Source organism: Roseomonas populi (assembly GCF_024594815.1).
GTDB classification, from domain to species: domain Bacteria; phylum Pseudomonadota; class Alphaproteobacteria; order Acetobacterales; family Acetobacteraceae; genus Roseomonas; species Roseomonas populi.
Map to the genome: position 1 here is coordinate 181,277 of NZ_JANJOU010000001.1, position 20,683 is coordinate 201,959.

Here is a 20,683-nt window from a genome sequence, read left to right on the forward strand (position 1 = left end):
ATCACCAAAGGAAAGAACGCGTAGGCAGCGGAGATGGCGCGCCCGAAGAGATTCGAACTCCTGACCCCCAGATTCGTAGTCTGGTGCTCTATCCAGCTGAGCTACGGGCGCACTCCGCGGGCCGGGGGATAGCGCCTGGAGGCACCAGGCGCAACCCCTTTCAGGCCGCCATCTTGTCGAGTTCGCGCACCACGGCCTCGCCCATCACGCTGGTGCCCACGCGGGCAGCGCCGGGAACCATGATGTCGGCCGTGCGCAGGCCGCCGGCCAGCACCTTCTCCACCGCGTTCTCCACCAGCCGCGCATCCTCCTCCATGCCAAAGGACCAGCGCAGCAGCATGGCGAAGGAGAGGATCTGCGCGCAGGGATTGGCGATCCCCTTCCCCGCGATGTCCGGCGCGGAGCCGTGGATGGGCTCGTAGAGCGCGTGGCGGCGCCCATCCGCGTCGGGTGCGCCGAGAGTGGCCGAGGGAAGCATGCCCAGGCTGCCCGTGACGGCCGCCGCGAGGTCCGAGAGCACGTCGCCGAACAGGTTGCTGGCGAGGATCACGTCGAACTGCTTGGGCCGGGAGGCGAGCTGCATGGCGCAGTTGTCCGCGTACATGTGGGAGAGCTCGACATCGGCGAACTCGGCCTTGTGCACCTGCGTCACGATCTCCCGCCAGAAGCGGCCGGACTGCATGACATTGGCCTTCTCCACGCTCGTCAGCCGGTTGCTGCGCTTGCGCGCCAGCTCGAAGCCCACGCGCGCCACGCGGGCGATCTCCTCCTCCGTGTAGGACTCGGTATCGAAGCCGCGGCGCATGCCGTTCGCCATCGTCTCGATGCCGCGCGGCTCCCCGAAATAGATCCCGCCCGTGCTCTCGCGCACGATCATCAGGTCCAGCCCGTCCACGAGGTCCGCCTTGAGCGAGGAGGCCTGGGCGAGCGGCGACCACACGATGGCCGGGCGCAGGTTGGCGAAAAGGCCGAGATCCTTGCGCAGCCGCAGGATGCCCAGCTCCGGCCGGTTCTCGAACGGCAGTCTGTCCCACTTCGGCCCGCCGACGGAGCCGAAGAGGATGGCGTCCGTCCGCTGGGCCTTCTCCATGGTGCTGTCCGGGCAGGGATGGCCCTCCGCGTCGATCGCGGCGCCGCCGACCAGCCCCTCCTCGATGTCGAAGGTCACGTGGCGGCGGCGATCCATCCAATCCACCACGCGGCGGACCTCGCGCATCACCTCGGGGCCGATGCCGTCACCGGGCAGCACCAGCATCTTCTTGTTGGCGGGCATGGAAGATTCCCTCAATGCAAGAACGGCTCCGGCAGGATAGCCGGAGCCGTAGGTCGCGGATCAGTTGGAAGTTCGGGTCACGACCCAGGGCATCAGCCGTAGAGCCAGGGCTGGGCCGCGCGCTGCTTCGCCTCGAAGCCCTCGATCACGGCGGCGCGCTGCATCGTCTCACCGATGTCGTCCAAGCCGTTCAGCAGGCGGTGCTTGCGGAGCGGATCGACCTCGAAGGGAATCTCCTCTCCGTTCGGGCGGATCACCACCTGGCGCGTGAGGTCCACGCTGATGCGGGCATTGGCGCCCATCTTCGCGTCCTCCATCAGCGTGTCGCAGATCTCCCGCGGCAGCTTGATCGGCAGGATGCCGTTCTTGAAGGAGTTGTTGAAGAAGATGTCGGCAAAGTCCGGCGCGATCACGCAACGGATGCCGAAATCCAGCAGTGCCCAGGGCGCGTGCTCGCGCGAGGAGCCGCAGCCGAAGTTCTCGTGCGCGATGAGGACCTCGGCGTTCCGGTACGGCTCCTGGTTGAGCACGAATTCCGGCTTCTCGGAACCGTCGTCGTTGAACCGCATGTCGGCGAAGGCGGCGCGGCCCAGCCCCTTGCGCTCGATGGTCTTCAGGAAGCGCGCGGGGATGATCTTGTCCGTGTCCACGTTCGCCATGGGCAGCGGCGCGGCGATGCCGGTCAGGGTGGTAAAGGGCTGCATCAGACGGTCTCCCCCGCGCCTTCGCGCGAAAGCTCCCGCACGTCGGTCAGGTGCCCTGTGACGGCGGCGGCAGCGGCCATGGCCGGGGAGAGCAGGTGCGTGCGCCCGCCCTTGCCCTGCCGCCCCTCGAAGTTGCGGTTCGAGGTGGAGGCGCAGCGCTGGCCAGGCCCGATCTTGTCGGGGTTCATGCCAAGGCACATGGAGCAGCCGGCCTCGCGCCACTCGAAGCCCGCCTCCTTCAGGATGACGTCCAGCCCCTCCTGCTCCGCCTGCTCCTTCACGAGGCCGGAGCCGGGAACGACCATGGCGCGCACGCCCTCGGCCACGCGGCGCCCGCGCACCACCTCGGCGGCGGCGCGGATGTCCTCGATGCGGCCGTTGGTGCAGGAGCCGACGAAGACGGCGTCCACCTTCAGGTCCTGCAGGCGCTGCCCGGGCGTCAGGCCCATGTACTGCACCATGCGGCGAAGCTGCGCGCGGCGCGCCTCGTCACCCGCCGTCTCCGGGTCCGGCACGACGCCGGTGATCGGCAGCACGTCCTCCGGCGAGGTGCCCCAGGAAACCATCGGCGCGATCTCGGAGGCGTCGAGGGTGACCTCCCTGTCGAACACAGCGCCCTCGTCCGTCGGCAGCGTGCTCCACCACTGGATGGCGCGCTCCAGCGCCTCGCCCTTCGGCGCCATGGGCCGGGTGCGGACGTACTCGAAGGTGGTCTCGTCCGGCGCGATCATGCCGGCGCGGGCACCCGCCTCGATCGACATGTTGCAGACCGTCATCCGCCCGGCCATGTCCAGCGCCCGGATCGCCTCGCCGGCATACTCGATCACGTGGCCGGTGCCGCCGGCCGTGCCGATCTTGCCGATGATGGCCAGCACGATGTCCTTGGCCGTGCAGCCGAAGGGCAGCGCCCCGTTCACCGTGACGCGCATGTTCTTGGCGGGCTTCTGCAGCAGCGTCTGCGTGGCCAGCACATGCTCCACCTCGGAGGTGCCGATCCCGAAGGCCAGCGCCCCCATGGCGCCGTGCGTTGAGGTGTGGCTGTCGCCGCAGACGATGGTCATGCCCGGCAGCGAGATGCCCAGCTCCGGCCCGATGATGTGGACGATGCCCTGACGCTTGTCGTTCAGCGGGATGTACGTCACACCGAAATCGGCGACGTTCCTCTCCAGCGTCGCGACCTGCAGCGCGCTCTCCGGCTCCTGGATCCCGGTGAATCGGGTGGAATCCGTCGGCACGTTGTGGTCGGTCACGGCGAAGGTGCCGTCCAGCCGGTGCACGGGGCGGCCGGCGGTGCGAAGGCCCTCGAAGGCCTGCGGGCTCGTCACCTCATGGACGAGGTGGCGGTCGATGTAGAGAAGGGCGGTGCCGTCCGGGGACGTCTCGACGACGTGGGCATCCCAGATCTTGTCGAACAAGGTGCGCGGCTTCATGGCCGACATCGCTCTTCCCTCCAAACTCCAATCTGAAAGCGGCCCGCCGGATGTCCCGGCGGGCCGCTTCCGTCTTACGCCTGCTCGCCGGCAGGGGTCTCGGCCGCCGGGGCGGCGGGGGCAGCGGCAGCGGCGGTGGCCGCCTTGCCACGGGGGCTCGCGGCCTCCTGGATGCGGGCGGACTTACCGGTCCGGCCGCGCAGGTAGTACAGCTTCGCGCGGCGCACCTTGCCGCGGCGCACAACCTGGATCTCCGCCACGTTCGGGGAATACAGCGGGAACACGCGCTCCACACCCTCGCCGTAGGAGAGCTTGCGGACAGTGAAGTTGCTGTTCAGCCCGCGGTTGGAACGGGCGATGCACACGCCCTCATAGGCCTGGGTGCGGATGCGCTCGCCTTCCTGCACCTTCACCATCACGCGCACCGTGTCGCCGGCGGCGAACTCGGGGGTGGCGCGGGCGCCCGACAGGCGGGTCATCTGCTCGTGCTCGAACTGCTGCAGCAGGTTCATGGCCGTAGTCCTTCTCTGATCTCAATTAGGCGGGGCTGTCCGCCGGATACAACGGCGCGCCCGCGCGCCCCTGATCCTGGTTTGGGGAATGGGTCAGCAGGTCCGGGCGCCGCTCTCGCGTGACGGCCTCGGACCGCTCCCGCCGCCAGCGCGCGACCTCTGCGTGATGGCCGGAGAGGAGGACCTCCGGCACGCGCAGGCCGCGCCATTCGGCTGGGCGGGTGTAGTGGGGGTACTCGAGAAGATTGGAGCTGAAGCTCTCCTCCTCCGCGCTCTCGGCCGCGCCCATCACGCCGGGGATAAGGCGCACGCATGCATCCAGCAGGACCATGGCCCCCAGCTCCCCGCCCGAGAGGACGTAGTCGCCGATGGAGACCTCGATCATGCCCCGCGCCTCGACCACGCGCTGGTCCACCCCCTCGTAGCGGCCGCAAAGGGCCACCACGCCGGGCCCGGCGGCGAGCTGCCGCACCAGGGACTGGCGCAGCGGCACCCCGCGAGGGGTGAGGAAGACCAGCGGGCGCTGGTCGCCTTCCGGCACGGCCGCCGCGATGGCCGCATCCACCACATCCGGGCGCAGCACCATGCCGGCGCCGCCCCCGAAGGGCGTGTCGTCCACCGTGCGGTGCCGGTCCGTGGCGGCCTCGCGGATGTCGCGCGCCTCCAGCGACCACAGCCCGCGATCCATCGCGCGCCCGGCCAGCGAGGTGCCGAGCGGCCCCGGGAACATGCCGGGAAAGAGGGTAAGGACGGTCGCGTTCCAGCTCATGCCGCGTCCCGCCCGCCGCTGCGGCGGCGCATGGAGGGGCGGCGCGGGCGCGGCGTGTCCACGGACTCCGCCTCGCCGGGCTGGGGCGGAACCTCCACCTCCCCCGGCGGAACCACGACGACCCGGCCCGCAGCCACCTCCACCACCGGCACGACGGCCTTGGTGAAGGGCAGCAGCGTCTCGCGCCCGCTCGCATCCCGCAGGGTTAGGAAGCTGCCGGCGCCGAAATCCTCCACGGCCGAGACGGTGCCGAGCACGTCCCCGCCCTCCGTCTCGGCGCGCAGGCCGATCAGGTCGGAGAGGTAGAACTCATCCTCCTCGGTCGCGGGAAGCGCCTCGCGATCGACGTAGAGCTTCGTGCCGGTGAGCTTCGCCGCCGCGTCGCGGTCCGCGATGCCCTCCACCTGCACCAGCCCTTCGGCCAGCCACTTCAGCACGAAGCGCCGCTCCCCGCTCTCCTCCGAGAGCGGGCCGTAACCGGCGATGGCGGCCGGCTCCGAGGTGTGGGAGCGCAGGTGAACCAGCCCCCTCACCCCGTGCGGGCGGCCGAACTCGCCGACCAGAATGCGACGCGACGCGGACATGGCCTAGCCGATCAGTCCTCAGCCGTTCGCGGCGGCAGCGGCCGCGGCGCGCTCCTGGGCGCGCTTCTTCGGGGCGGACTGCTTCGGCTGGTCGCGGAACACCGGCATCGGCGCCAGCTCGGCCTTGCCGAGGAACTTCGCCACGCGGTCCGTCGCCACGGCGCCCTGGCTCAGCCAGTGCTTGATGCGCTCGTCGAAGAGGCGCACGCGCTCGGCGTGGTCGGAGGGCAGCATCGGGTTGTAGGAACCCAGGCGCTCGATGAAACGGCCGTCGCGCGGAGAGCGGCTGTCGGCCACCACGATGTGGTAGTAGGGGCGCTTCTTGGCACCGGCGCGGGCGAGGCGGATCTTAAGGCCCATGTGTCGTCTTCCTTAGTGTGTCTCTACGGGTGGTTCAGAAGGGGCGCTTGCCGCCCCCCATGCCAGGCAGGAGCGCGCCGAGACCGCCGCGCATCAACCCCTTCTGGCCGAGCTTGTTCATCCGCTTCATCATCGCGGACATGTCGTCGAACTGCTTGAGCAGGCGGTTCACGTCCTGCACCGTCACGCCGGCACCCGTGGCGATGCGCTTCTTGCGCGACGCCTTGATGATGTCGGGGTTCTTCCGCTCCTTGCGCGTCATCGAGGAGATGATGGCGGCCTGGCGCCCGATCATCCCGTCGTCGATCTTCGCGTTGGCGATCTTGTCCTTCATCGCGCCCAGGCCGGGCAGCATGCCGAGGATGCCGGAGAGGTTGCCCATCTTCCCGACTTGCTTCAGCTGGGATGCGAAGTCCTCCAGGTCGAACTGACCCTTCTGCATCTTCGCGGCCAGCTTCTCGGCCTCGTCCCGGTCGATCGTCTCGGCCGCGCGCTCCACCAGCGACACGATGTCGCCCATGCCGAGGATGCGCCCGGCGATGCGGGAGGGGTGGAAGTCCTCCAGCGCATCTAGCTTCTCGCCGGCGCCCAGCAGCCGGATCGGCGCGCCCGTCACGGCCCGCATCGACAGCGCCGCGCCACCGCGCGCATCGCCGTCCACGCGCGTCATAACGATGCCGTTGACGCCCACGCGGTCCTGGAAGTTCCGCGCGGTGTTCACCGCGTCCTGGCCCGTCATGGCGTCCACGACGAGCAGCGTCTGGTGCGGCCGGGTCGCGGCCTTCACCGCGGCGACCTCGTCCATCAGCGCATCGTCGATGGAGAGGCGCCCGGCGGTGTCGAGGATCACCACGTCGTAGAGCTCGCGCCGCGCCGTATCCATGGCGCGGGCCGCGATCTCCAGCGGGGTCTGGCCGGGTATGATCGGCAGGCTGGTCACACCGGTCTGGTTCGCCAGCGTCTGCAGCTGGAGCTGCGCGGCGGGCCGCTGCACGTCCAGCGAGGCCAGCAGAACCTTCTTCTTCTCCCGCGTGCGCAGGCGAAGGGCGATCTTGCCCGAGGTGGTCGTCTTGCCCGAGCCCTGGAGCCCGACCATCAGGATCGGCACCGGTGCCGGCGCGTTGAGATCCAGGCCCGGGGCCTCGATCCCCTCCCCGCCCCCGAGCGCCTCCACCAGCGCGTCGTTGACGATCTTGATGACCTGCTGGGCGGGGGAGACGCTGCGGATCACCTCCGCGCCCACCGCCCGCTCCCGCACCTTGTTGATCAGGTCGCGCGCCACCGGCAGGGCAACATCGGCCTCCAGCAGGGCGATGCGGACCTCGCGCAGGGCCTCGTTCACGTCGGCCTCGGACAGGGCCCCGCGCCGGCGGAGCTTGTCGAAGACGCCGTTCAGGCGGGAGGAGAGCGCCTCGAACATACGGGCGGAATAGACCTCACTTCTTGGGACCTGCCCATGACCGATCGCGCCGCTGCGCGAGCCTTCGCGGAGCGACGGAGCCGGCACCCTGGGGGTGGCCGACTGACGAGCGGGACATGTCCCGGGAGCGGGGCCCATAAACCCACGGCGGCCCAGCCGTCAAGCGTGTTGCTCCAGCCACAACAGGGAGGGACGGCATGCCTCACCGGCATGCCCCGCTTGCAAATGCCACCTTCTCTCGTAAAGGTTGTGCAAAACCTCTCTTACCGCAACCAGGCCGTCCTCCCGATGTTTCGGATTCAGACGCGGAACGCCGCCCCGAAGGGCAGAATGCCTGAGGGCAATGCCCGCGTGAGTTGTCTCCAGCAGCCAGGGCCGGCTGCCTCGGAAATGCGGAACCGCCTGAAATGGAGTCTCCTGTGACCCCTCTCGGTCCCTGCCCGACACCACAGAAGCGGAGCGTCAACCCGGCGCCGCTCATCGCTGCGGTGAAGGATCTTGTGCAGCATGCCCGCTCCAAGGACCTGCCCCTGGCGGACGAGGTGCTGACGGACGTGCTGGCCAAGCTCTGCGGCTGGCCGGTCGAGGAGCTGAACCGGCTCCGCTGACGCGCCACGGGCCGCAACAGAAACGCCCGGACACTCCGCCGCCCCGGGGGCCGGGATGCCGAGCTCAGGCAGGCCGAGATGCTTCGGCTGGAGAAGAGATTGGGCCGCCCGGGGGTGCTGGAGCACATCTGCCTCCCGCCCTCGCCCGTGCTGCTCTCCGACCTGCTGTTCCTAGACCGTCTCGGAGGCCAGGTGGCGAAGGACGCACTCCGCGCCGTGCGCCGGGCCGCTTCGATCCTGCGGGGCGCCAGCTTCCTGCTGATCGACGACATCGCGGAGTTCCACATCGCCGCCTCGCAGGTCTATGCCGCCCTGAGCCACGACTTGCGACGCAATCCGCGCTGCACCTGATCTCGGCGCGCTGGCAGCACTACCCGCGCGAGCATGACCGCCTGCCCGTGACCCTCGTGTCCGGCATCGACCTGCCGCCGGCTGCCCGCACCGCCACGCTGGCCTCGCTCTCGGCGCTGCTGGGCAAGCCGCTCTTCCGGATCGCTACCTCCTCTGCATCGCCGCCCAGCGCGCCAGCCTCCCCCACATGGCCCACGCGATCGAGGCGGCCGGCAAGTCTTTCGTCCAGGCCTCGGACTACAAGGCTGAAAGCCTGCACGCGGCGGGCGGCGCGCCCAAGGTGGTTCTGGCCTGCGGGCCACAGGGCCCGCCGGAGCCCGGCTTGCCCGCGATCGCCCTGATGAACGCCGGCATCGCGATGCCGCCCGAGATCCGGGCGATCTGTGGGCAGGAGAGCTTCACCGTGAAGGCTTCGGACGTACCGTCGAGCGGCGATGACTGGCAGCACGACTTCGCGTTCGACCGGACAGAGAACCTGGCGATCCTCGCGGACCTGCGGGGTGGAGGCTGTCGGGAACGAGGAGCTGCGCACGCCGCGCAGGGCACGGCAGGCAGGCAGGCAGCGATGCTGGAGGCACGGTAGAGGGCGAGGACCGTAAGCCCGGCCCCAGCGGGCGAGATGCCGGACCGGGCGAAGGCTGGAGGCCCGGCACCGGGAGCAGGCACGCCGGCTGGCCGAGCGGCAGGCGAGGCTCGACGTCAGGCACGCCGAGCAGGCGCGGTGGCAGGCGGAGCGGGCGGGGATTACGGCGGGGTGGTTGCGCGAGCGTACGCCCATTGCTGATCAGGCCAGCCCTCGGGACCGATCAAAGGCCCCAACCGTCAGACCATCGGAACAGGTGGGTCGACAACGCCAGTTCGACGACGGAGGGCCGGCACGGAAAATCGGCGAAGAACAAAGGCGTTGCTGACACTACTCTCAGCTGTGTGACTAGGTCGGGCTCAGTCGGTTAGCCGGGTCACCAGCAGCGTTGCGCCGAGCATCGCGAGCACCGTGGCAGCCGCGCCTATGGTCAGGTTCCGTCGCCTCACTGGATCGAGCGTCCCTCGCCCCAGCAGCCCCGCTGCGCCAACGCCAGCACCGAAGCCGAGAACAAAGCCAAGCTCCGCCGCGAGGGCTAGGCGATTGAACACCATATCGAAGCTGGTGGCGCGCTCGGCGTAGAGCAGGCGGTCCGGGATCATCAATGCGAGGACGATGCCGAGCGCGATGGAGGTCAGAACAACCGCGACGCGGAAGGCGAACTGGAGCATGTGCAAGCTTGGCACAACCTGAATAGGTCAGCCTTCACTGTCTCGATCTTTCCGAAGCCGGACGCCGTTCGCGAAGCGGAGAGCCCAGCGCCGCCGGTCAGCAATTGCAGCGGCCGCGTCATCTGGTTGGGGACGTAAATTACGCTGCTGAGCCGTCTCCCTGAGACGGCCGCGACAGGAGCTTGGCTGTGGAGTGCAGGCCTGCATTGACCGGGAAAACAGCCCGATACGACGCCGCATGGCGTCCCCTACGGGATCGCAATTGATGTGCAGGGCTGTGCGCCCATGTGCATCAAGCAGCTGAAATCCTTGCGCTACCCCCACGTGATCGTGCGAGGCCGTGCGCCCATGTGCGCCCATGTTGCCGTCGCATTGTGGGGGTGATTGTGGGGGTGGTCCAGTTGTGCTTCCTCCCGACAGGGAGGGACCGATGCCCAAGCTGACAGAGCGCGCCGTCGCCAATGCCAAGCCCCGGGAGAAGGTCTATCGGCTGTCCGATGGCGACGGGCTGCTGCTGGAGGTGCGCCCCGCCGGCGGTCGCGCCTGGCTGTTCCGGTTCATGCTGGCCGGCCGGCGTCGGGACATGGGGCTGGGCGCCTACCCCGCCGTGGGGCTGAAGGAGGCCCGGCAGAAGGCCAAGACCGCCGCGGCCGAAGTGGAGAAGGGGATCGACCCCATCACCCACCGCGACACTGCCGAGCGCGCTGAGGCAGCCAGGAAGGCAGAGCGGGACGAACGGCAGGCCCGCACCTTCCGCGGTGTGGCCGAGCGCCTGGTGGAGGCGCAGAAGCCCGGATGGACCAGCGGCAAGACCCTGGCGAGCTGGCGCCTGACCCTCGACAAGCACGCCTACCCGGTGATCGGGGACGTGCCGATCGGCGAGATCACCCGGGACCACGTGGTGGAGGCACTGACGCCGGTGTGGACCGCCCAGCCCGCCACGGCCCGCAAGCTTCAGCGCCGCATCGCCTCCGTGCTGGACTACGCCGCGGCCCTGGGGTGGCGATCGACCGACAACCCGGCCACCGGCCGTGTCCTGCGGTTGACCAAGGCTCTCCCGAAGCAGCCGCCCGAGCAGCGCCAGCCCTCCCTCCCCTGGCAGCGGGTGCCAGCCTTCCTCCGGGTGGTTGAGGGCATGGAGGGGACAGCCCCCCTCGCCCTCCGCTTTGCCGTCCTGACCGCCGTTCGGTCCGCCGAAGTCCGGCATGCCCGGTGGCCCGAGCTCGACTTCCACACCCTGACCTGGACCATCCCTGCCCAGCGCATGAAGGGCGGCAAGGCCAAGGCGATGCCGCCCCACCGGGTGCCCCTGACGGATGCCATGCTGACCGTCCTCGCCGCCGCTGCCGTGCACGTCACTGGCAAGATCGAGGGACCGGACAAGCTGGCGTCGCAAGCCGCGCTCAAGGGTGATGCGCTGGTCTTCCCCTCCCCGTCTGGCCTGGCACTCAGCGATGCCGCCCTGGGCGCCTGCATCCGCCGCATGAACGAGGACGCACCCAAGGGTGGTCCCCTTCCTTGGCAGGACGTGGACGGCCGCGGAGCCACCCCGCACGGGTTTCGTCGGTCCTTCCGTAGCTGGGTGGACGACACACGCCCCGCCGAAGGGGAAGCAGCCGAGAAGGCGCTGGCCCATGAGGACGAGAACAGCGTCCGTGCCGCTTACCGGGGATCCGACATGCTGGAGCAGCGCCGGCCGCTTATGGCGGCCTGGAGTGAGTTCTGCGTGCCGCCCGCCAAAGGTGCCGAGGTGGTCCCGATCAGGGGTCAGAGATGAACGCCTCAGCCCGCCCGGAACATCGTTTTCATCCTTACCCTCTGCTTTCGGGTCGGGACGGTCGTGGCGGTCAGGACAGCCATATTTTGCAGGGCTTTTCGCGTCCCGACTAGTCGGGTCAGCGTCGGGGCAGTCGGGACAGGGGGGGGATTGCCCAGTCTCGCTGTCAATGTGAGGTTCGCCCAATGGAGCTGCTGCGGCATTGGGACCGGCCGGATCGGGAGAAGCGTAAGTTGCTGCTGTTGCTGGCGCGGGAGATGGGTGGAGTGAGCTGTGATGAGCGGTAAAGAAGAGGAGGGTAGTTCTCCTGAAAGATTATCAGGCGTGCAAAGCCTGTTGTTAGATCGTGTTGCCACGGTGATGAATTATCAAATCGCGGTCGCTAACTACGTTGGGTCACTTTACAACGTACTACCAGGGCTACTGGAGAAGGCAGGATTACAGAATATGGGGCCCATGAAGGAAAGTTCCGCCCTTATCTCCAACAACATCAAAAATATCACCGATACTCTTGAAGTATTAGCCAAAGAGTTGGTGGAGTTGCGGAATATTAACAATAATGAATGAAGCTCGCTTCGAACCAGAAATCGCAAAACTCATAGCGGCAGCTAATTCGGCCGTTGGAGGACCTAAGACGGCTAGCAATGGGGGTGGGGGCACGCCCCCTCCGCCAGTTGATCCAGGCCGACAGGGCCCCCATGATGACGGGATGAGCAATCTCGAAGGTCGGGTCGCGGGTCTGGAAGCGGCAACAAGGGCCATCGGATCGGACGTGACTGATTTGAAGGTGGCGATAGCAAAGCTACCGGGCCGGTGGGAGTTGGTTGCGTTGATTGTGGGCACGGCCATCGCCTGCACCGCCGCGATGATTTCTATGCAGGCAAACCTTCTCTCTGCGTTCCAGTCGGGCCTGTCCGCCGTATCGACGGCAGTCGCTGTCCGCACCGCAGATCCGCCGCCCTCCACACCGCCGCAGATTATAGTGGTGCCGCAGCTGACAACTCCGCCCCAGAGCATCCCGCAGACACCCCCGCAGCCCGGTGCAACACAAGCCCCGCCCTAACCGGCGGGGCTTTTGCTTTCCCGTCACACCTCGACGATTTCTCACCTCACCCGTGCGCCAGTGTGCGCTGGTGTGCGGCCCATCTTCCTGAAATGACTTGCTTTTCTTGGTTAGGCCGCCGCCCTCAGGCATAATTCCGGCGGGGTCGGCCGCCGGCACGGACGAACCCCGCTCATCTCGCCCGGGGACACCACGTGGCAGCCAGCCGCCAGATCGCCATCCGCTTGTCGTTGGAAGATGCCCAGAAGGTCCGCGAGGGTCTTCGGGCGATCGGCGAGGACGGCAAGGCTGCCCTCCAGTCCTTGGAGACGGCTTCGGTTCGGGCGGCTTCCTCCACGGCCCAGATTGGAAATCAGGCGCAGACCGCTGGCAGCCGGATGGATCAGTTCCGCGGCGTGATGGGCCAGGCCGGGTTCCAGGTGCAGGACTTCGCCACCCAGGTCAGCATGGGCGGCAACGCCCTCCAGGCCCTCGGTGTCCAGGGCTCTCAGCTGCTGGGAGCGTTCGGTCCCACGGGCGCGATCGCCGGCGCCGTCCTGATGGTGGGCACGCTGGCAACGCAGTTCCTGACCGCTGGCGACAACGCGGAGGTTGCAAAGACCAAGGGCCAGGAAGCCCTGGACGCCATGACCAAGAGCGCGCGCGAGACGGCCTCGGTCCTGCGCGACATCAACTCGCTATTCCTGACGGCTTCGCAGCGGGCCGCCACCCTGGCGAACAATCAGCGCGCCGAACTTCGCGCCCGTGCCGAGACCAGGCTTGGCGAGGTAGAGACTGGCCGGACAGAACTCGGCCGCCGCATCGCTGACGAGCAGCAATTCCTCAGCGACATTAACCGCCCGAACGGCCCGTACTACCGGGCGGAAAGCAACGCGGACCGGAACCGTGAAGCTGAGGCCATCGTCCGGCTCAAGGACCTGCAATCGCAGGCGCAGGCGGCTGACCGCGAAGTGGATCGGCTGAGGCAGTCCCTGCAGCAGCTGGACAAGGCCGGGGTGCTGGGCGCTGAGGAGTTTGGACCGGAGCGGCCCCAGGGCCTGCCGCAGAGCGTGGATGCAATCTCTCGCCAGTTGGACCGTGCTCGGACCATCCGCGAGGAGTACGCGGGGCGCGTCGCGGTCATCAACAGCAGCCTCGCCGCCGGCAGCGTGGAGCAGGAAGAAGCCACACGCCTCCTCCGCCTCGCCGAGCAGGATCGCGACAAATCACTCCAGGCGCTGACCGCATCCTCTGGCCGGATGACGGCTGCCCAGCGCGACGCCAACAAGGAGATGGAAGCGGCCCTGCGCGTGCAGGCCGAGTTGTATGGCACTCCTGTGCGGACGGCCTCCGGGCTGGACGCCATCGGCGCCATGGACGAGCGGGTCATTCGCGAGATCCAGGGCCGGCAGCGCGCGACGGAGCGGGCCGGCGAGGAGACGAAGAGAGCCGCCGACAAATACGCCAAGGATTGGGAGGATGCCTACAAAGAGCAGCAGCGCGCCAACCGCCGGGTGACGGACGACATCGTGCGCTACGGCGCCGACGCCTTCGCCGACATGTTCGACAAGAACGGGAAGGGCTGGAAAGGCCTGCTCGACACCTTCGAGACGACCTTCCGCCGCACCATGGCGCGCATTGCGGCCGAGGCGATCATCCGGCCTGTGGTGTCGCCGATTGTGCAGGGGTTGGGGCTGGGGAACACCTCCGGCTTTGGATCCACAGGCGGCCTATTGTCTGCCGGCTCGGCCCTCTCTCCCATGGCATTGAAGGGCCTGCCGGTGACGGACGGTGGCGGTAGCCTCGTCGGCTATGCCAAGGGCTTGGGCAGCCTCTTCGACAATGGGATGATCGGAGGCGGAGGCAGCTTCCAGACAGGCCTCATTGGGCGCTTTGACCGGTTCGCCGAGACGAACATCGGCGGGTTCCTGGACACGCCAGCCTACACCATCGGTGGCAACTCCGAACTGGCTTCGCAGCTTGGCGCCTTCCAAGACACCGGCATGACGGTTGGCGAAGTCGGCTCGTCGGTGTCGGGCACCACCGTGTCCATCGGGAACGCTGCCCTGGGCGCCGCCGGCGTCGCGGCCGGCGCCTACGGGCTCTACAGCGCGGCTCAGACAGGGGGTGCGAAAGGCTGGGCACAGGGCGTCGGCAGTGTGGCTGGCATAGGTGCTGGCGCCACGACCTTGGCCGGCGGTGCGTCTGCAGTGGGAGCGGGCGCGACTGCCGCCATGGGCGCCACAGCAGGCACCATCATTGGTGGCCTTGCCACGGTCGCGCCGTATCTCGCAGCAATTGCAATGATCGTTGCGCAGTTCCTTCCCGCCCAGAAGCCCTCCAACCGGGAGGGCAACTCCACCATCGACTTCGGCGACGGCTCGGTGTTCAGCGGCGGCGCGACGGGCGGCAAGTTCAGCCAGGAGAACCGCGACGCGGCCAAGAGCCTGACCGACGCCATCGGCAGCATCGCCGACCGCATCGAGACCGCCTACGGGGTCCAGCTTGAGGGCCGCATGTCGGTGGGCGTGGGCGACCGCGACGGCATGTATCTGACCCGCAACGGCCGCGACAAGCTGACCTTCACGGCGGACGAGAAGGGCTCGACCGATCTGCTTCAGGAGGCCACCAAGCGGATCGTGGAGGGCATCGCGGGCCAGCTCGAAGGCGCCATGGCGACGACCTACGCGAAGGTTGGCACGGGCGACCTCGACAGGCTGCTGGGCGCGCTGGATTGGACCAGCACGACCTACAAGGCCTTCGAGGACAACAAGGACCCGGAGAAGCCGACCTCCTACGATCAGCAGATCAAGGCGATCACCGACGCCTACGAGCCGCTGATCGCCAAGGCCAAGGAGTACGGCCTCGCGCTGCAGCCCATCTCCGACGTGATGGACGAGCAGCTGAAGGCGGTGGAGAAGGCCCGGAACAGCGACTTCGAGAAGCTGCTCCAGGACTACCGGGTCACCGCCTCGCAGCTGATGGGTCAGGACCAGACGACCGAGGCGCTGAAGCAGTTCGACCAGGCGCGCACGGCCGCTTGGCTGGCGCTGGAGGCGCAGATCAAGGACTGGAACCTGCCGGACAGCGACGTGGCCAAGGCCACGGCCGGCTTCGACAGGGTGCAGGACCTGCAGCGGGCCGCGCTCCAGCGGCAGACCACGCGCGCCGCGGAGGACCGGGAGGCCTCGGCCGCTGACATCCGCAACAGCCTCCGCAACGCCTACCTGGAGGCGACCGGTAACTCCGAGGCGGGGGTGCTCTCCTACACGCAGCAGCGCGACAACGAGTGGCGCGCGCTCAAGCGGCAGATGGAGGACCTGGACTTCGCCTTCGGCGATATCGTCGCCTCCTCGGAGGAGTTCAACGCGGTCACGCAGGCCAACATCAAGGTCATGCGCGACAAGACCACCACGGACCGTCTCTCGGCCGAGCAGAACGCGCTGACCCGGATCGGCTCCGTCCAGGGCACGCTGGTGGACTTCCTGAACGGCATGAACATCTCAGCCGCCTCGCCGCAGAACGCCTTCACCGCCGCCCAGGAGCAGTTCGCAGCCGAGATCAGCAAGGCACGGACCGCCGGGATCCAGGGTATCGACGCAGGGCGCGTGACGAGCGCGGCCGACGCACTCCTCCAGGCGGGCTCGGCCTACCTGGGCGACGGTGCCCAGGGCGCGTTCCTGCGGCAGACCGTGGAGAGCCAGGTTCGGAGCCTCGGCGCCTCCCTCGATCTGCCGGCCTTCGGGGGCTCCATCGACAGAGCAACCGCGGCGATCAACCCGCTAACCGACCAGGTCGCGGCGCTTCGCCAGGAGATCGCCCGCCTCCGGGAAGAGATCGTGACCACCCGCCTGAGGACCGCCGCATGACCGACCCGGCCCTTCATGTCGCCGCCCGTCTAGAGGTGATGACGCGCGTCCTGATGACGTTGGTCGCAGCGTCGCCTGAGGAACCCCGGCTGGAAGTGCGGAGGGCACTGCTCGCGCTGCAGCTCTGGCAGGGGACAAGCGCAGACACCACCGCCGCGATCAGGCATCAGGCCAACACGGCGGTGGAAGCCCTCGACATTGCAGAGGCTGAACGTCTGCGGCCGGCAGGCCGTGGAGACCAGGGCCCGCCTCCCGTGCCCACCGGCCGCTCCCGCCCGCCGGCGGGGTCTAAGCTGCGGCTGGTGGAGTAGGCGGGCGCCGCATCCTTGGCGCGGCTCGCAATCTCCCGGCAGCACTGCAGCGCACCACCCGCATCATGCCCCTCGCCTGCGCAGCCTCACATCGGACCTGAGGTTTCCTCTCCGCCTGGGTGCCGCCTTCTTGCCCCTGGCTGCGTTTGTCTGGGGATGCTGAACGTCATAACCGTATCAGACCGGACGTTCGTCGCTCTCCGCAAGGCAGGTCGGCCTGTCTCCGGACGCGAACGGATCTACCACGCCGTCACGCCGTATTGCCGGCCCGCCCTCTGCGCTGATGAGCCGGGCGCCGGATCTGGATGGGAAGAGCCGCCCCACCATGAGGTGACGTGCAGAAAGTGCCTGGAGCGGCTAGCAAAGCTCCGGCAAGCCTGCCGCTTCTGAACTAGTCGGCTTTCCTCAGCCGCACCCCCGCCCCGCCCCCGGTCTCTGCCATGAACTCGACACCGGCTATCTCAAGGGCAGCACGCATTATCTGAGCCGTTGCCGGTTGCGTTTTGTGCGCTCCGACTTCGAAGTTCCTGACCGTGCTGGCACAAATACCCGACTTCGTCGCAAGCCGCTGCTTGCGCCAGCCAAGGAGCTCGCGTGCAGCGCGGCACTGCTCGGGGGTCACGGAGCCGTCTTTCGCAAACGCACCCCAGCGCCCCCGCCATTCTCCGCGATGAACTCGACGCCGGCGTACTCAAGGGCGGCTCGTAATGCGACCCGTGTCGCGTAACTGGGCCGGGTCCTACCCTCCTCCAAATTGCGCACCGTCAACGACGAGCAGGCTGCAGCAATTGCAAGGTCTAGCTCGCTCCAGCCCAGCAGCTTGCGCGCCTCTCGGCAGAACTCTGGTGTCATATAACGGCCTTCCTCAGCCTCACTCCTGCCCCGCCTCCATCCCCAGGCGCGAAGACCACGCCGGCGGCTTCGAGGGCGGTGCGGAGAGAGGCATGGGTCTGCGGCGTGATAGACTGATCGCCACTCTCGAACCTCCTGACTGAGGTGCTGCTGAGGTCTGATCTGATGCCGAGGCGCTGCGCGTTCCAGCCGAGTAGCTTCCGCGCAGCGCGGCACTGGTCCGGGGTCACAGGTTGGCCTTCGTGAGACGAACTCCCGGACCGCCTCCATCTTCCGAGATGAATTCGACCCCTGCGGCTTCCAGGGCAGTCCGGATGGCCGCCAGAGTGCGATCGTAGGGTGTGCGAGCCTCACGCTCGAAGTCAGCGATCGTCTTCCTGGCGACCTTCGCCGCAGCCTCCAACTGATCCTGAGACCAGTTCAGTAAGGCGCGGGCTGCACGGCACTGGGCCGGGGTCATGATCACAGGGTGAGTAACCTTACTCGATTTGTGTTGACCACCCATTCCGGGCGGGGTTACACAATACGTGTGAGGCGCTTCTGTCGCAACACAAAGCGGCCGGACATCGGGGGTCGGATCCCGAGGCCCGGCCTAACCGCAACCCGCTTGGTGGAAAGCAGGTCATGGCTGTTCACGCCCATATCACGCCCGGCGCCCTGCCCAGAAGAGTTCTGGCGGATCAGGCGCACGACCCGAGAAGAAGACCCCTCCCCTTCGCCGCGGCCGTGATGACGGCCGAGCTGCGCGCCGCAATCGAGCAGAAGGCGCAGCAGCTGATGGACGAGGCGCGCGCCGCGCTAGACGGCGCCGCCTACCTGATCGACTTCCTGGACGCGGCCGATCGGCCGATCCTCGACATGGAGCCCGACGCGGACGGCGAGGCCTCCGACGACGTGGGCGAGGAAGAGCACCAGGAGCCCTGGGACGCGCCTATCACCCTGGCTCCTGACATTACTCACGCCCGGGTCATCCGCCCCACCCGCCGCCAGATGGCCGCCGCCTATCGCCGTGTTGGCGCCCCGGTGCCGGCGAACCTGCGCGGCCTGTTCGGGAGGGCCTGGGCATGAAGGCTTCCCGCCGCGGCATCCTGGGCGGCGCTGCTGCCCTCGCCGCCCCCACGCTGCCCGCTATCGCCGTCGGCGCCGTCAGCCCGGATGCGGCGCTGATCCACGCCTGCAACCGCTACCTGGAGATCGAGCGCGCGTGGGCCGATCCGAACAGCCCCACCCGCCACATTGATTGCGACGCCACCCCCGAGTGGGCCGAGTACGAGGCCGTGCAGGGCTACATCCGGGCCGCCACGCCCAAGACCCCGGAGGGATGGGCCGCCATGGCCCGCGTCGCGCTGCTGGAGGACAGCGGCGAGAACACCTCGATCTGGGACACCAGCACCGGCACGCGGCTCGCTCACAAGCTGCTGGTGCACTACGCCGGGCAGGAAGCCGACGCCGAGGCGTGGCGCCTCAAGGCCGAGCAGACAAGAAGACACAACGAGTACCTGGCCCAGCGCATGGCAGGTGACGCATGAGCGCCCGCCGCCGCGGCCTGCTGGCCGTCCTGGGAGGGGGCGCCGTCGTGGCGCCCGCCCTCCCTATCCCCGCCAGCGCCACGCCGCCCAGCATGGGCCCGGTGGAGGCGCTGGCCCGCCAGATCCCAGCCTTCAGCCGAGCGTGCGACGAGGCCGAAGCCGCCTGGCTGGCCTGCCCCGGCCCCGAGGCAGAGAAGGATCGTCTGTACCGCGCGAGCATGGATGCCGCGGGCCTGCAGTTCGATTGCGAGGACCTGGCGATGGCGACCCCGCCGGAGACGGTGATGGATGCGCTGCTGGTGATCGCGCTGGTTGCTGCGCACACCCACAGGGCGGCCGGCTGCGACATGGAGCACCCCGGCGCAGAAGAGAAGCTGGAGGGCGCCGCCAGATACGCCCGGCGCGCGGCGGACTTCATCGCGGCCAGCATGGGGCGCGACATCGCCGCGGTGCTGGGCGCCGAGTACGCCATCCCGGAGGCGCGGGCATGAGCCGCCGCCAGATCCTCGCCGGCTTCGCCTCCGCAGCGGTCGGCCTTGGTGGGGTCGGGGCTCAATCCCGACCCTTGCCGGCGAACGACGCCCGGCTGCTGGCGCTCAAGGCGGCGCTGGCACGGGCCGACCAATGGCACGAGCTCTGCGCCCTGGACGCGGGACGCGACTTCACTAGCAGCGTGGCGCAGGCTGTCGCGGAGGCTGCCCAGGAGAGCGCCCTGGACGCCTGGGAAGCCGTCCTCTTCCAGATGGCCGAGACACCAGCGGCCGGCATGGTGGGCGTGGCTGTGAAGGCGGAACAGGTCGCGCTGGCCGTGTGCGCAGGGTCGAGCGCCGGAGAGAAGGCCCTGGCCGAGAGCCTGCGCGCCGACCTGGCGCGGCTGGTGCCCGGGGTGGTGACAGCATGACCCTACCCACCCGGCACTCCCCTGCTACACTCCCCCTCAGCGGGGCTAGGTTTGGCCGCCGAACGTCCGGCTCTCCGCGTCGGGCTGCCCCGCCTCTTCACCTGCGGATGCGCTGCGGAGGCGTGAGGGATGTCGGCTGTCGAGCCGCCTTGGTTCAGTCGTCTCAGCGAGCCTACGCTACAGCGGGCTCGGGAATGGCTACGGGCGGATCCGGCAGCATTTGCCGAGATCATTCAAGCGGACAAGCGCGGCCGCCCAAGAGCTGCTCTGGGCCCTGGCGCGGCTTTCGAGAGCATGGCTCGGCTTCTGACCGACGACCCCGGAATGCCGGTATTCACGGCGGCGCGCATGTCCGTCCACCTGGTGGAGGAGAACACCGCGGTGTCGCGCTCCATCGTCATGCGTCTAACGCGGCAGTGGCTTCAGGTGTCTCGCCGCTATCTCAGGGCCGAAGAAAAGCGCCGGCGGCTGCAGGACGCGGCTTCTCTCAGCATGTACGGCATCTCGGGGCTACTTGCTCTGGATCGGAGCAACCCGGAGAGGGCTGCCGTCATTCGGGCGATCGAAGAGCACGCGCGCCTCAATGCCGAGATGCAGGAGCGCTACGCTCCGGGGTTCGCAACCCTAGCTGGGCTTGGGATCGCAGGACCGGATGCGGCCCATTTCATGCCTCCGATCCGCGCAGAGGACTGATACTCACCACTTCGCCCTGCGGCACAAAAACACGCAAATCATGCGACGCAATGCCGCTGCAAGTGCTTGGTGCGTCACGAACATCCGCTGTTTGTTGGAACGGACAGGCGCGAACGCATGTGAATAATGGGCGGCACCCCAGCACAGCAAAGGGTGCCACGATGAACCACCAGCCCGCCAAGTTGGCATTCACCATCCCCGAGGCAGTCACCAGCTCCGGCATCGGCAGGACCAAGCTCTACGCGCTGATCAGGGAGGGCCAGCTTGAAGCCAGGAAGCTCGGCAGCCGTACCCTGATCCCCGCGCCGTCGCTGCAGGCGCTGATGGACAGCCTGCCCCGTCTCACCAAGACCGCGGCCTAGAACGAAGCAACCCGCCGCGGGAGGTCCCGGGCGGGCTGCAGGAAAAAAACGTCGCTACTCAATTACGCGGACCCAACACCCC

The 20,683-nt window shown here is 68.3% G+C and carries 24 protein-coding genes and 1 tRNA gene; 14 read left to right on the forward strand and 11 right to left on the reverse strand.

Annotated elements, in window-relative coordinates:
- Positions 1-34 precede the first annotated feature (34 nt).
- From NRP21_RS00910 to ffh, 9 genes are all read right to left on the reverse strand, one after another.
- Positions 35-111 (reverse strand) — tRNA-Arg (locus NRP21_RS00910).
- Positions 112-160: 49 nt separating this feature from the next.
- Positions 161-1,273 carry a 3-isopropylmalate dehydrogenase gene (leuB, locus tag NRP21_RS00915; protein ID WP_257714288.1) on the reverse strand — a complete coding sequence of 371 codons (1,113 nt, stop codon included), beginning with the start codon at positions 1,271-1,273 and terminating at the stop codon, positions 161-163.
- A 92-nt stretch (positions 1,274-1,365) separates the two neighbouring features.
- Positions 1,366-1,977 carry a 3-isopropylmalate dehydratase small subunit gene (gene leuD, locus NRP21_RS00920; protein ID WP_257714289.1) on the reverse strand — a complete coding sequence of 204 codons (612 nt, stop codon included), beginning with the start codon at positions 1,975-1,977 and terminating at the stop codon, positions 1,366-1,368.
- A complete protein-coding gene (gene leuC, locus NRP21_RS00925; protein ID WP_257714675.1) occupies positions 1,977-3,407 on the reverse strand; it encodes a 3-isopropylmalate dehydratase large subunit in 1,431 nt (476 codons plus the stop codon). Before leuC ends, leuD begins: the two co-directional genes overlap by 1 nt.
- Positions 3,408-3,481: 74 nt before the next feature.
- Positions 3,482-3,919 (reverse strand): 50S ribosomal protein L19, encoded by a 438-nt coding sequence (gene rplS, locus NRP21_RS00930; RefSeq protein ID WP_257714290.1) that lies wholly within the window; start codon positions 3,917-3,919, stop codon positions 3,482-3,484.
- 25 nt (positions 3,920-3,944) lie between these two features.
- Complete coding sequence (gene trmD / locus NRP21_RS00935) at positions 3,945-4,688, reverse strand: tRNA (guanosine(37)-N1)-methyltransferase TrmD (RefSeq protein ID WP_257714291.1); 744 nt, start codon at positions 4,686-4,688, stop codon at positions 3,945-3,947.
- Positions 4,685-5,272: a ribosome maturation factor RimM gene (gene rimM / locus NRP21_RS00940; protein ID WP_257714292.1), complete on the reverse strand. Its 588-nt coding sequence runs from the start codon at positions 5,270-5,272 to the stop codon at positions 4,685-4,687. The genes trmD and rimM overlap by 4 nt, the downstream gene beginning before the upstream one ends.
- An 18-nt stretch (positions 5,273-5,290) precedes the next feature.
- On the reverse strand, positions 5,291-5,632 hold the full coding sequence (gene rpsP, locus NRP21_RS00945) for a 30S ribosomal protein S16 (protein WP_257714293.1): 342 nt from the start codon (positions 5,630-5,632) through the stop codon (positions 5,291-5,293).
- Between the two features lie 34 nt (positions 5,633-5,666).
- Positions 5,667-7,052 (reverse strand): signal recognition particle protein, encoded by a 1,386-nt coding sequence (ffh, locus tag NRP21_RS00950; protein WP_257714294.1) that lies wholly within the window; start codon positions 7,050-7,052, stop codon positions 5,667-5,669.
- A gap of 419 nt (positions 7,053-7,471) precedes the next feature.
- On the opposite strand from ffh, the gene NRP21_RS00955 reads away from it, so the two are divergent.
- The 3 genes from NRP21_RS00955 to NRP21_RS00965 all read left to right on the forward strand — a co-directional run bounded on the left by NRP21_RS00955 (position 7,472) and on the right by NRP21_RS00965 (position 8,594).
- Complete coding sequence (locus NRP21_RS00955; RefSeq protein ID WP_257714295.1) at positions 7,472-7,660, forward strand: hypothetical protein; 189 nt, start codon at positions 7,472-7,474, stop codon at positions 7,658-7,660.
- 99 nt (positions 7,661-7,759) lie between these two features.
- Positions 7,760-8,011, forward strand: coding sequence for a hypothetical protein (locus NRP21_RS00960; RefSeq protein WP_257714296.1), 252 nt, complete (start codon positions 7,760-7,762; stop codon positions 8,009-8,011).
- Positions 8,012-8,198: 187 nt separating this feature from the next.
- On the forward strand, positions 8,199-8,594 hold the full coding sequence (locus NRP21_RS00965) for a hypothetical protein (protein ID WP_257714297.1): 396 nt from the start codon (positions 8,199-8,201) through the stop codon (positions 8,592-8,594).
- Positions 8,595-8,953: 359 nt separating this feature from the next.
- On the opposite strand, the gene NRP21_RS00970 is transcribed toward NRP21_RS00965, so the two are convergent.
- Positions 8,954-9,265 (reverse strand): hypothetical protein, encoded by a 312-nt coding sequence (locus NRP21_RS00970; RefSeq protein WP_257714298.1) that lies wholly within the window; start codon positions 9,263-9,265, stop codon positions 8,954-8,956.
- Between the two features lie 430 nt (positions 9,266-9,695).
- Here NRP21_RS00970 and NRP21_RS00975 point away from each other — a divergent pair, with 430 nt between their 5' ends.
- The 5 genes from NRP21_RS00975 (at position 9,696) to NRP21_RS00995 (ending at position 16,264) form a co-directional block, all read left to right on the forward strand.
- The gene (locus NRP21_RS00975) at positions 9,696-11,042 is read left to right on the forward strand and encodes a tyrosine-type recombinase/integrase (RefSeq protein ID WP_257714299.1); all 1,347 of its coding nucleotides are present in this window, start codon (positions 9,696-9,698) and stop codon (positions 11,040-11,042) included.
- A gap of 276 nt (positions 11,043-11,318) precedes the next feature.
- Positions 11,319-11,609, forward strand: coding sequence for a hypothetical protein (locus NRP21_RS00980; RefSeq protein WP_257714300.1), 291 nt, complete (start codon positions 11,319-11,321; stop codon positions 11,607-11,609).
- A gap of 142 nt (positions 11,610-11,751) precedes the next feature.
- On the forward strand, positions 11,752-12,105 hold the full coding sequence (locus NRP21_RS00985; RefSeq protein ID WP_257714301.1) for a hypothetical protein: 354 nt from the start codon (positions 11,752-11,754) through the stop codon (positions 12,103-12,105).
- Between the two features lie 194 nt (positions 12,106-12,299).
- Positions 12,300-15,953, forward strand: a complete 3,654-nt coding sequence (locus NRP21_RS00990) for a hypothetical protein (RefSeq protein ID WP_257714302.1) — start codon at positions 12,300-12,302, stop codon at positions 15,951-15,953.
- Positions 15,950-16,264, forward strand: coding sequence for a hypothetical protein (locus NRP21_RS00995; RefSeq protein ID WP_257714303.1), 315 nt, complete (start codon positions 15,950-15,952; stop codon positions 16,262-16,264). The genes NRP21_RS00990 and NRP21_RS00995 overlap by 4 nt, the downstream gene beginning before the upstream one ends.
- Before the next feature lie 1,078 nt (positions 16,265-17,342).
- On the opposite strand, the gene NRP21_RS27970 is transcribed toward NRP21_RS00995, so the two are convergent.
- Positions 17,343-17,621: a helix-turn-helix domain-containing protein gene (locus tag NRP21_RS27970; RefSeq protein ID WP_332844176.1), complete on the reverse strand. Its 279-nt coding sequence runs from the start codon at positions 17,619-17,621 to the stop codon at positions 17,343-17,345.
- Positions 17,622-17,740: 119 nt separating this feature from the next.
- Between NRP21_RS27970 and NRP21_RS01005 the strand changes: the two genes are divergently transcribed.
- The 6 genes from NRP21_RS01005 to NRP21_RS01030 all read left to right on the forward strand — a co-directional run bounded on the left by NRP21_RS01005 (position 17,741) and on the right by NRP21_RS01030 (position 20,601).
- Complete coding sequence (locus NRP21_RS01005) at positions 17,741-18,184, forward strand: hypothetical protein (RefSeq protein ID WP_257714305.1); 444 nt, start codon at positions 17,741-17,743, stop codon at positions 18,182-18,184.
- Positions 18,181-18,645, forward strand: a complete 465-nt coding sequence (locus NRP21_RS01010; protein WP_257714306.1) for a hypothetical protein — start codon at positions 18,181-18,183, stop codon at positions 18,643-18,645. Before NRP21_RS01005 ends, NRP21_RS01010 begins: the two co-directional genes overlap by 4 nt.
- Entirely contained in the window at positions 18,642-19,136 is a 495-nt protein-coding gene (locus NRP21_RS01015; protein WP_257714307.1) for a hypothetical protein, read from the forward strand. The genes NRP21_RS01010 and NRP21_RS01015 overlap by 4 nt, the downstream gene beginning before the upstream one ends.
- Complete coding sequence (locus NRP21_RS01020) at positions 19,133-19,546, forward strand: hypothetical protein (RefSeq protein ID WP_257714308.1); 414 nt, start codon at positions 19,133-19,135, stop codon at positions 19,544-19,546. Before NRP21_RS01015 ends, NRP21_RS01020 begins: the two co-directional genes overlap by 4 nt.
- Positions 19,547-19,675: 129 nt before the next feature.
- The gene (locus NRP21_RS01025) at positions 19,676-20,239 is read left to right on the forward strand and encodes a hypothetical protein (protein WP_257714309.1); all 564 of its coding nucleotides are present in this window, start codon (positions 19,676-19,678) and stop codon (positions 20,237-20,239) included.
- A 161-nt stretch (positions 20,240-20,400) separates the two neighbouring features.
- Complete coding sequence (locus tag NRP21_RS01030; RefSeq protein ID WP_257714310.1) at positions 20,401-20,601, forward strand: helix-turn-helix domain-containing protein; 201 nt, start codon at positions 20,401-20,403, stop codon at positions 20,599-20,601.
- Positions 20,602-20,683: the final 82 nt, after the last annotated feature.

Excerpts from the sequence above, each read along its gene's own strand:
- leuB (WP_257714288.1), bottom strand. The coding sequence starts at position 1,273 with ATGCCCGCCAACAAGAAGATGCTGGTGCTGCCCGGTGACGGCATCGGC.
- leuD (WP_257714289.1), bottom strand. The coding sequence starts at position 1,977 with ATGCAGCCCTTTACCACCCTGACCGGCATCGCCGCGCCGCTGCCCATG.
- leuC (WP_257714675.1), bottom strand. The coding sequence starts at position 3,407 with ATGAAGCCGCGCACCTTGTTCGACAAGATCTGGGATGCCCACGTCGTC.
- rplS (WP_257714290.1), bottom strand. The coding sequence starts at position 3,919 with ATGAACCTGCTGCAGCAGTTCGAGCACGAGCAGATGACCCGCCTGTCG.
- trmD (WP_257714291.1), bottom strand. The coding sequence starts at position 4,688 with ATGAGCTGGAACGCGACCGTCCTTACCCTCTTTCCCGGCATGTTCCCG.
- rimM (WP_257714292.1), bottom strand. The coding sequence starts at position 5,272 with ATGTCCGCGTCGCGTCGCATTCTGGTCGGCGAGTTCGGCCGCCCGCAC.
- rpsP (WP_257714293.1), bottom strand. The coding sequence starts at position 5,632 with ATGGGCCTTAAGATCCGCCTCGCCCGCGCCGGTGCCAAGAAGCGCCCC.
- ffh (WP_257714294.1), bottom strand. The coding sequence starts at position 7,052 with ATGTTCGAGGCGCTCTCCTCCCGCCTGAACGGCGTCTTCGACAAGCTC.
- NRP21_RS00965 (WP_257714297.1), top strand. The coding sequence starts at position 8,199 with ATGGCCCACGCGATCGAGGCGGCCGGCAAGTCTTTCGTCCAGGCCTCG.
- NRP21_RS00970 (WP_257714298.1), bottom strand. The coding sequence starts at position 9,265 with ATGCTCCAGTTCGCCTTCCGCGTCGCGGTTGTTCTGACCTCCATCGCG.
- NRP21_RS00975 (WP_257714299.1), top strand. The coding sequence starts at position 9,696 with ATGCCCAAGCTGACAGAGCGCGCCGTCGCCAATGCCAAGCCCCGGGAG.
- NRP21_RS00980 (WP_257714300.1), top strand. The coding sequence starts at position 11,319 with ATGAGCGGTAAAGAAGAGGAGGGTAGTTCTCCTGAAAGATTATCAGGC.
- NRP21_RS00985 (WP_257714301.1), top strand. The coding sequence starts at position 11,752 with ATGAGCAATCTCGAAGGTCGGGTCGCGGGTCTGGAAGCGGCAACAAGG.
- NRP21_RS00995 (WP_257714303.1), top strand. The coding sequence starts at position 15,950 with ATGACCGACCCGGCCCTTCATGTCGCCGCCCGTCTAGAGGTGATGACG.
- NRP21_RS27970 (WP_332844176.1), bottom strand. The coding sequence starts at position 17,621 with ATGGGTGGTCAACACAAATCGAGTAAGGTTACTCACCCTGTGATCATG.
- NRP21_RS01005 (WP_257714305.1), top strand. The coding sequence starts at position 17,741 with ATGGCTGTTCACGCCCATATCACGCCCGGCGCCCTGCCCAGAAGAGTT.
- NRP21_RS01010 (WP_257714306.1), top strand. The coding sequence starts at position 18,181 with ATGAAGGCTTCCCGCCGCGGCATCCTGGGCGGCGCTGCTGCCCTCGCC.
- NRP21_RS01015 (WP_257714307.1), top strand. The coding sequence starts at position 18,642 with ATGAGCGCCCGCCGCCGCGGCCTGCTGGCCGTCCTGGGAGGGGGCGCC.
- NRP21_RS01020 (WP_257714308.1), top strand. The coding sequence starts at position 19,133 with ATGAGCCGCCGCCAGATCCTCGCCGGCTTCGCCTCCGCAGCGGTCGGC.
- NRP21_RS01025 (WP_257714309.1), top strand. The coding sequence starts at position 19,676 with ATGTCGGCTGTCGAGCCGCCTTGGTTCAGTCGTCTCAGCGAGCCTACG.
- NRP21_RS01030 (WP_257714310.1), top strand. The coding sequence starts at position 20,401 with ATGAACCACCAGCCCGCCAAGTTGGCATTCACCATCCCCGAGGCAGTC.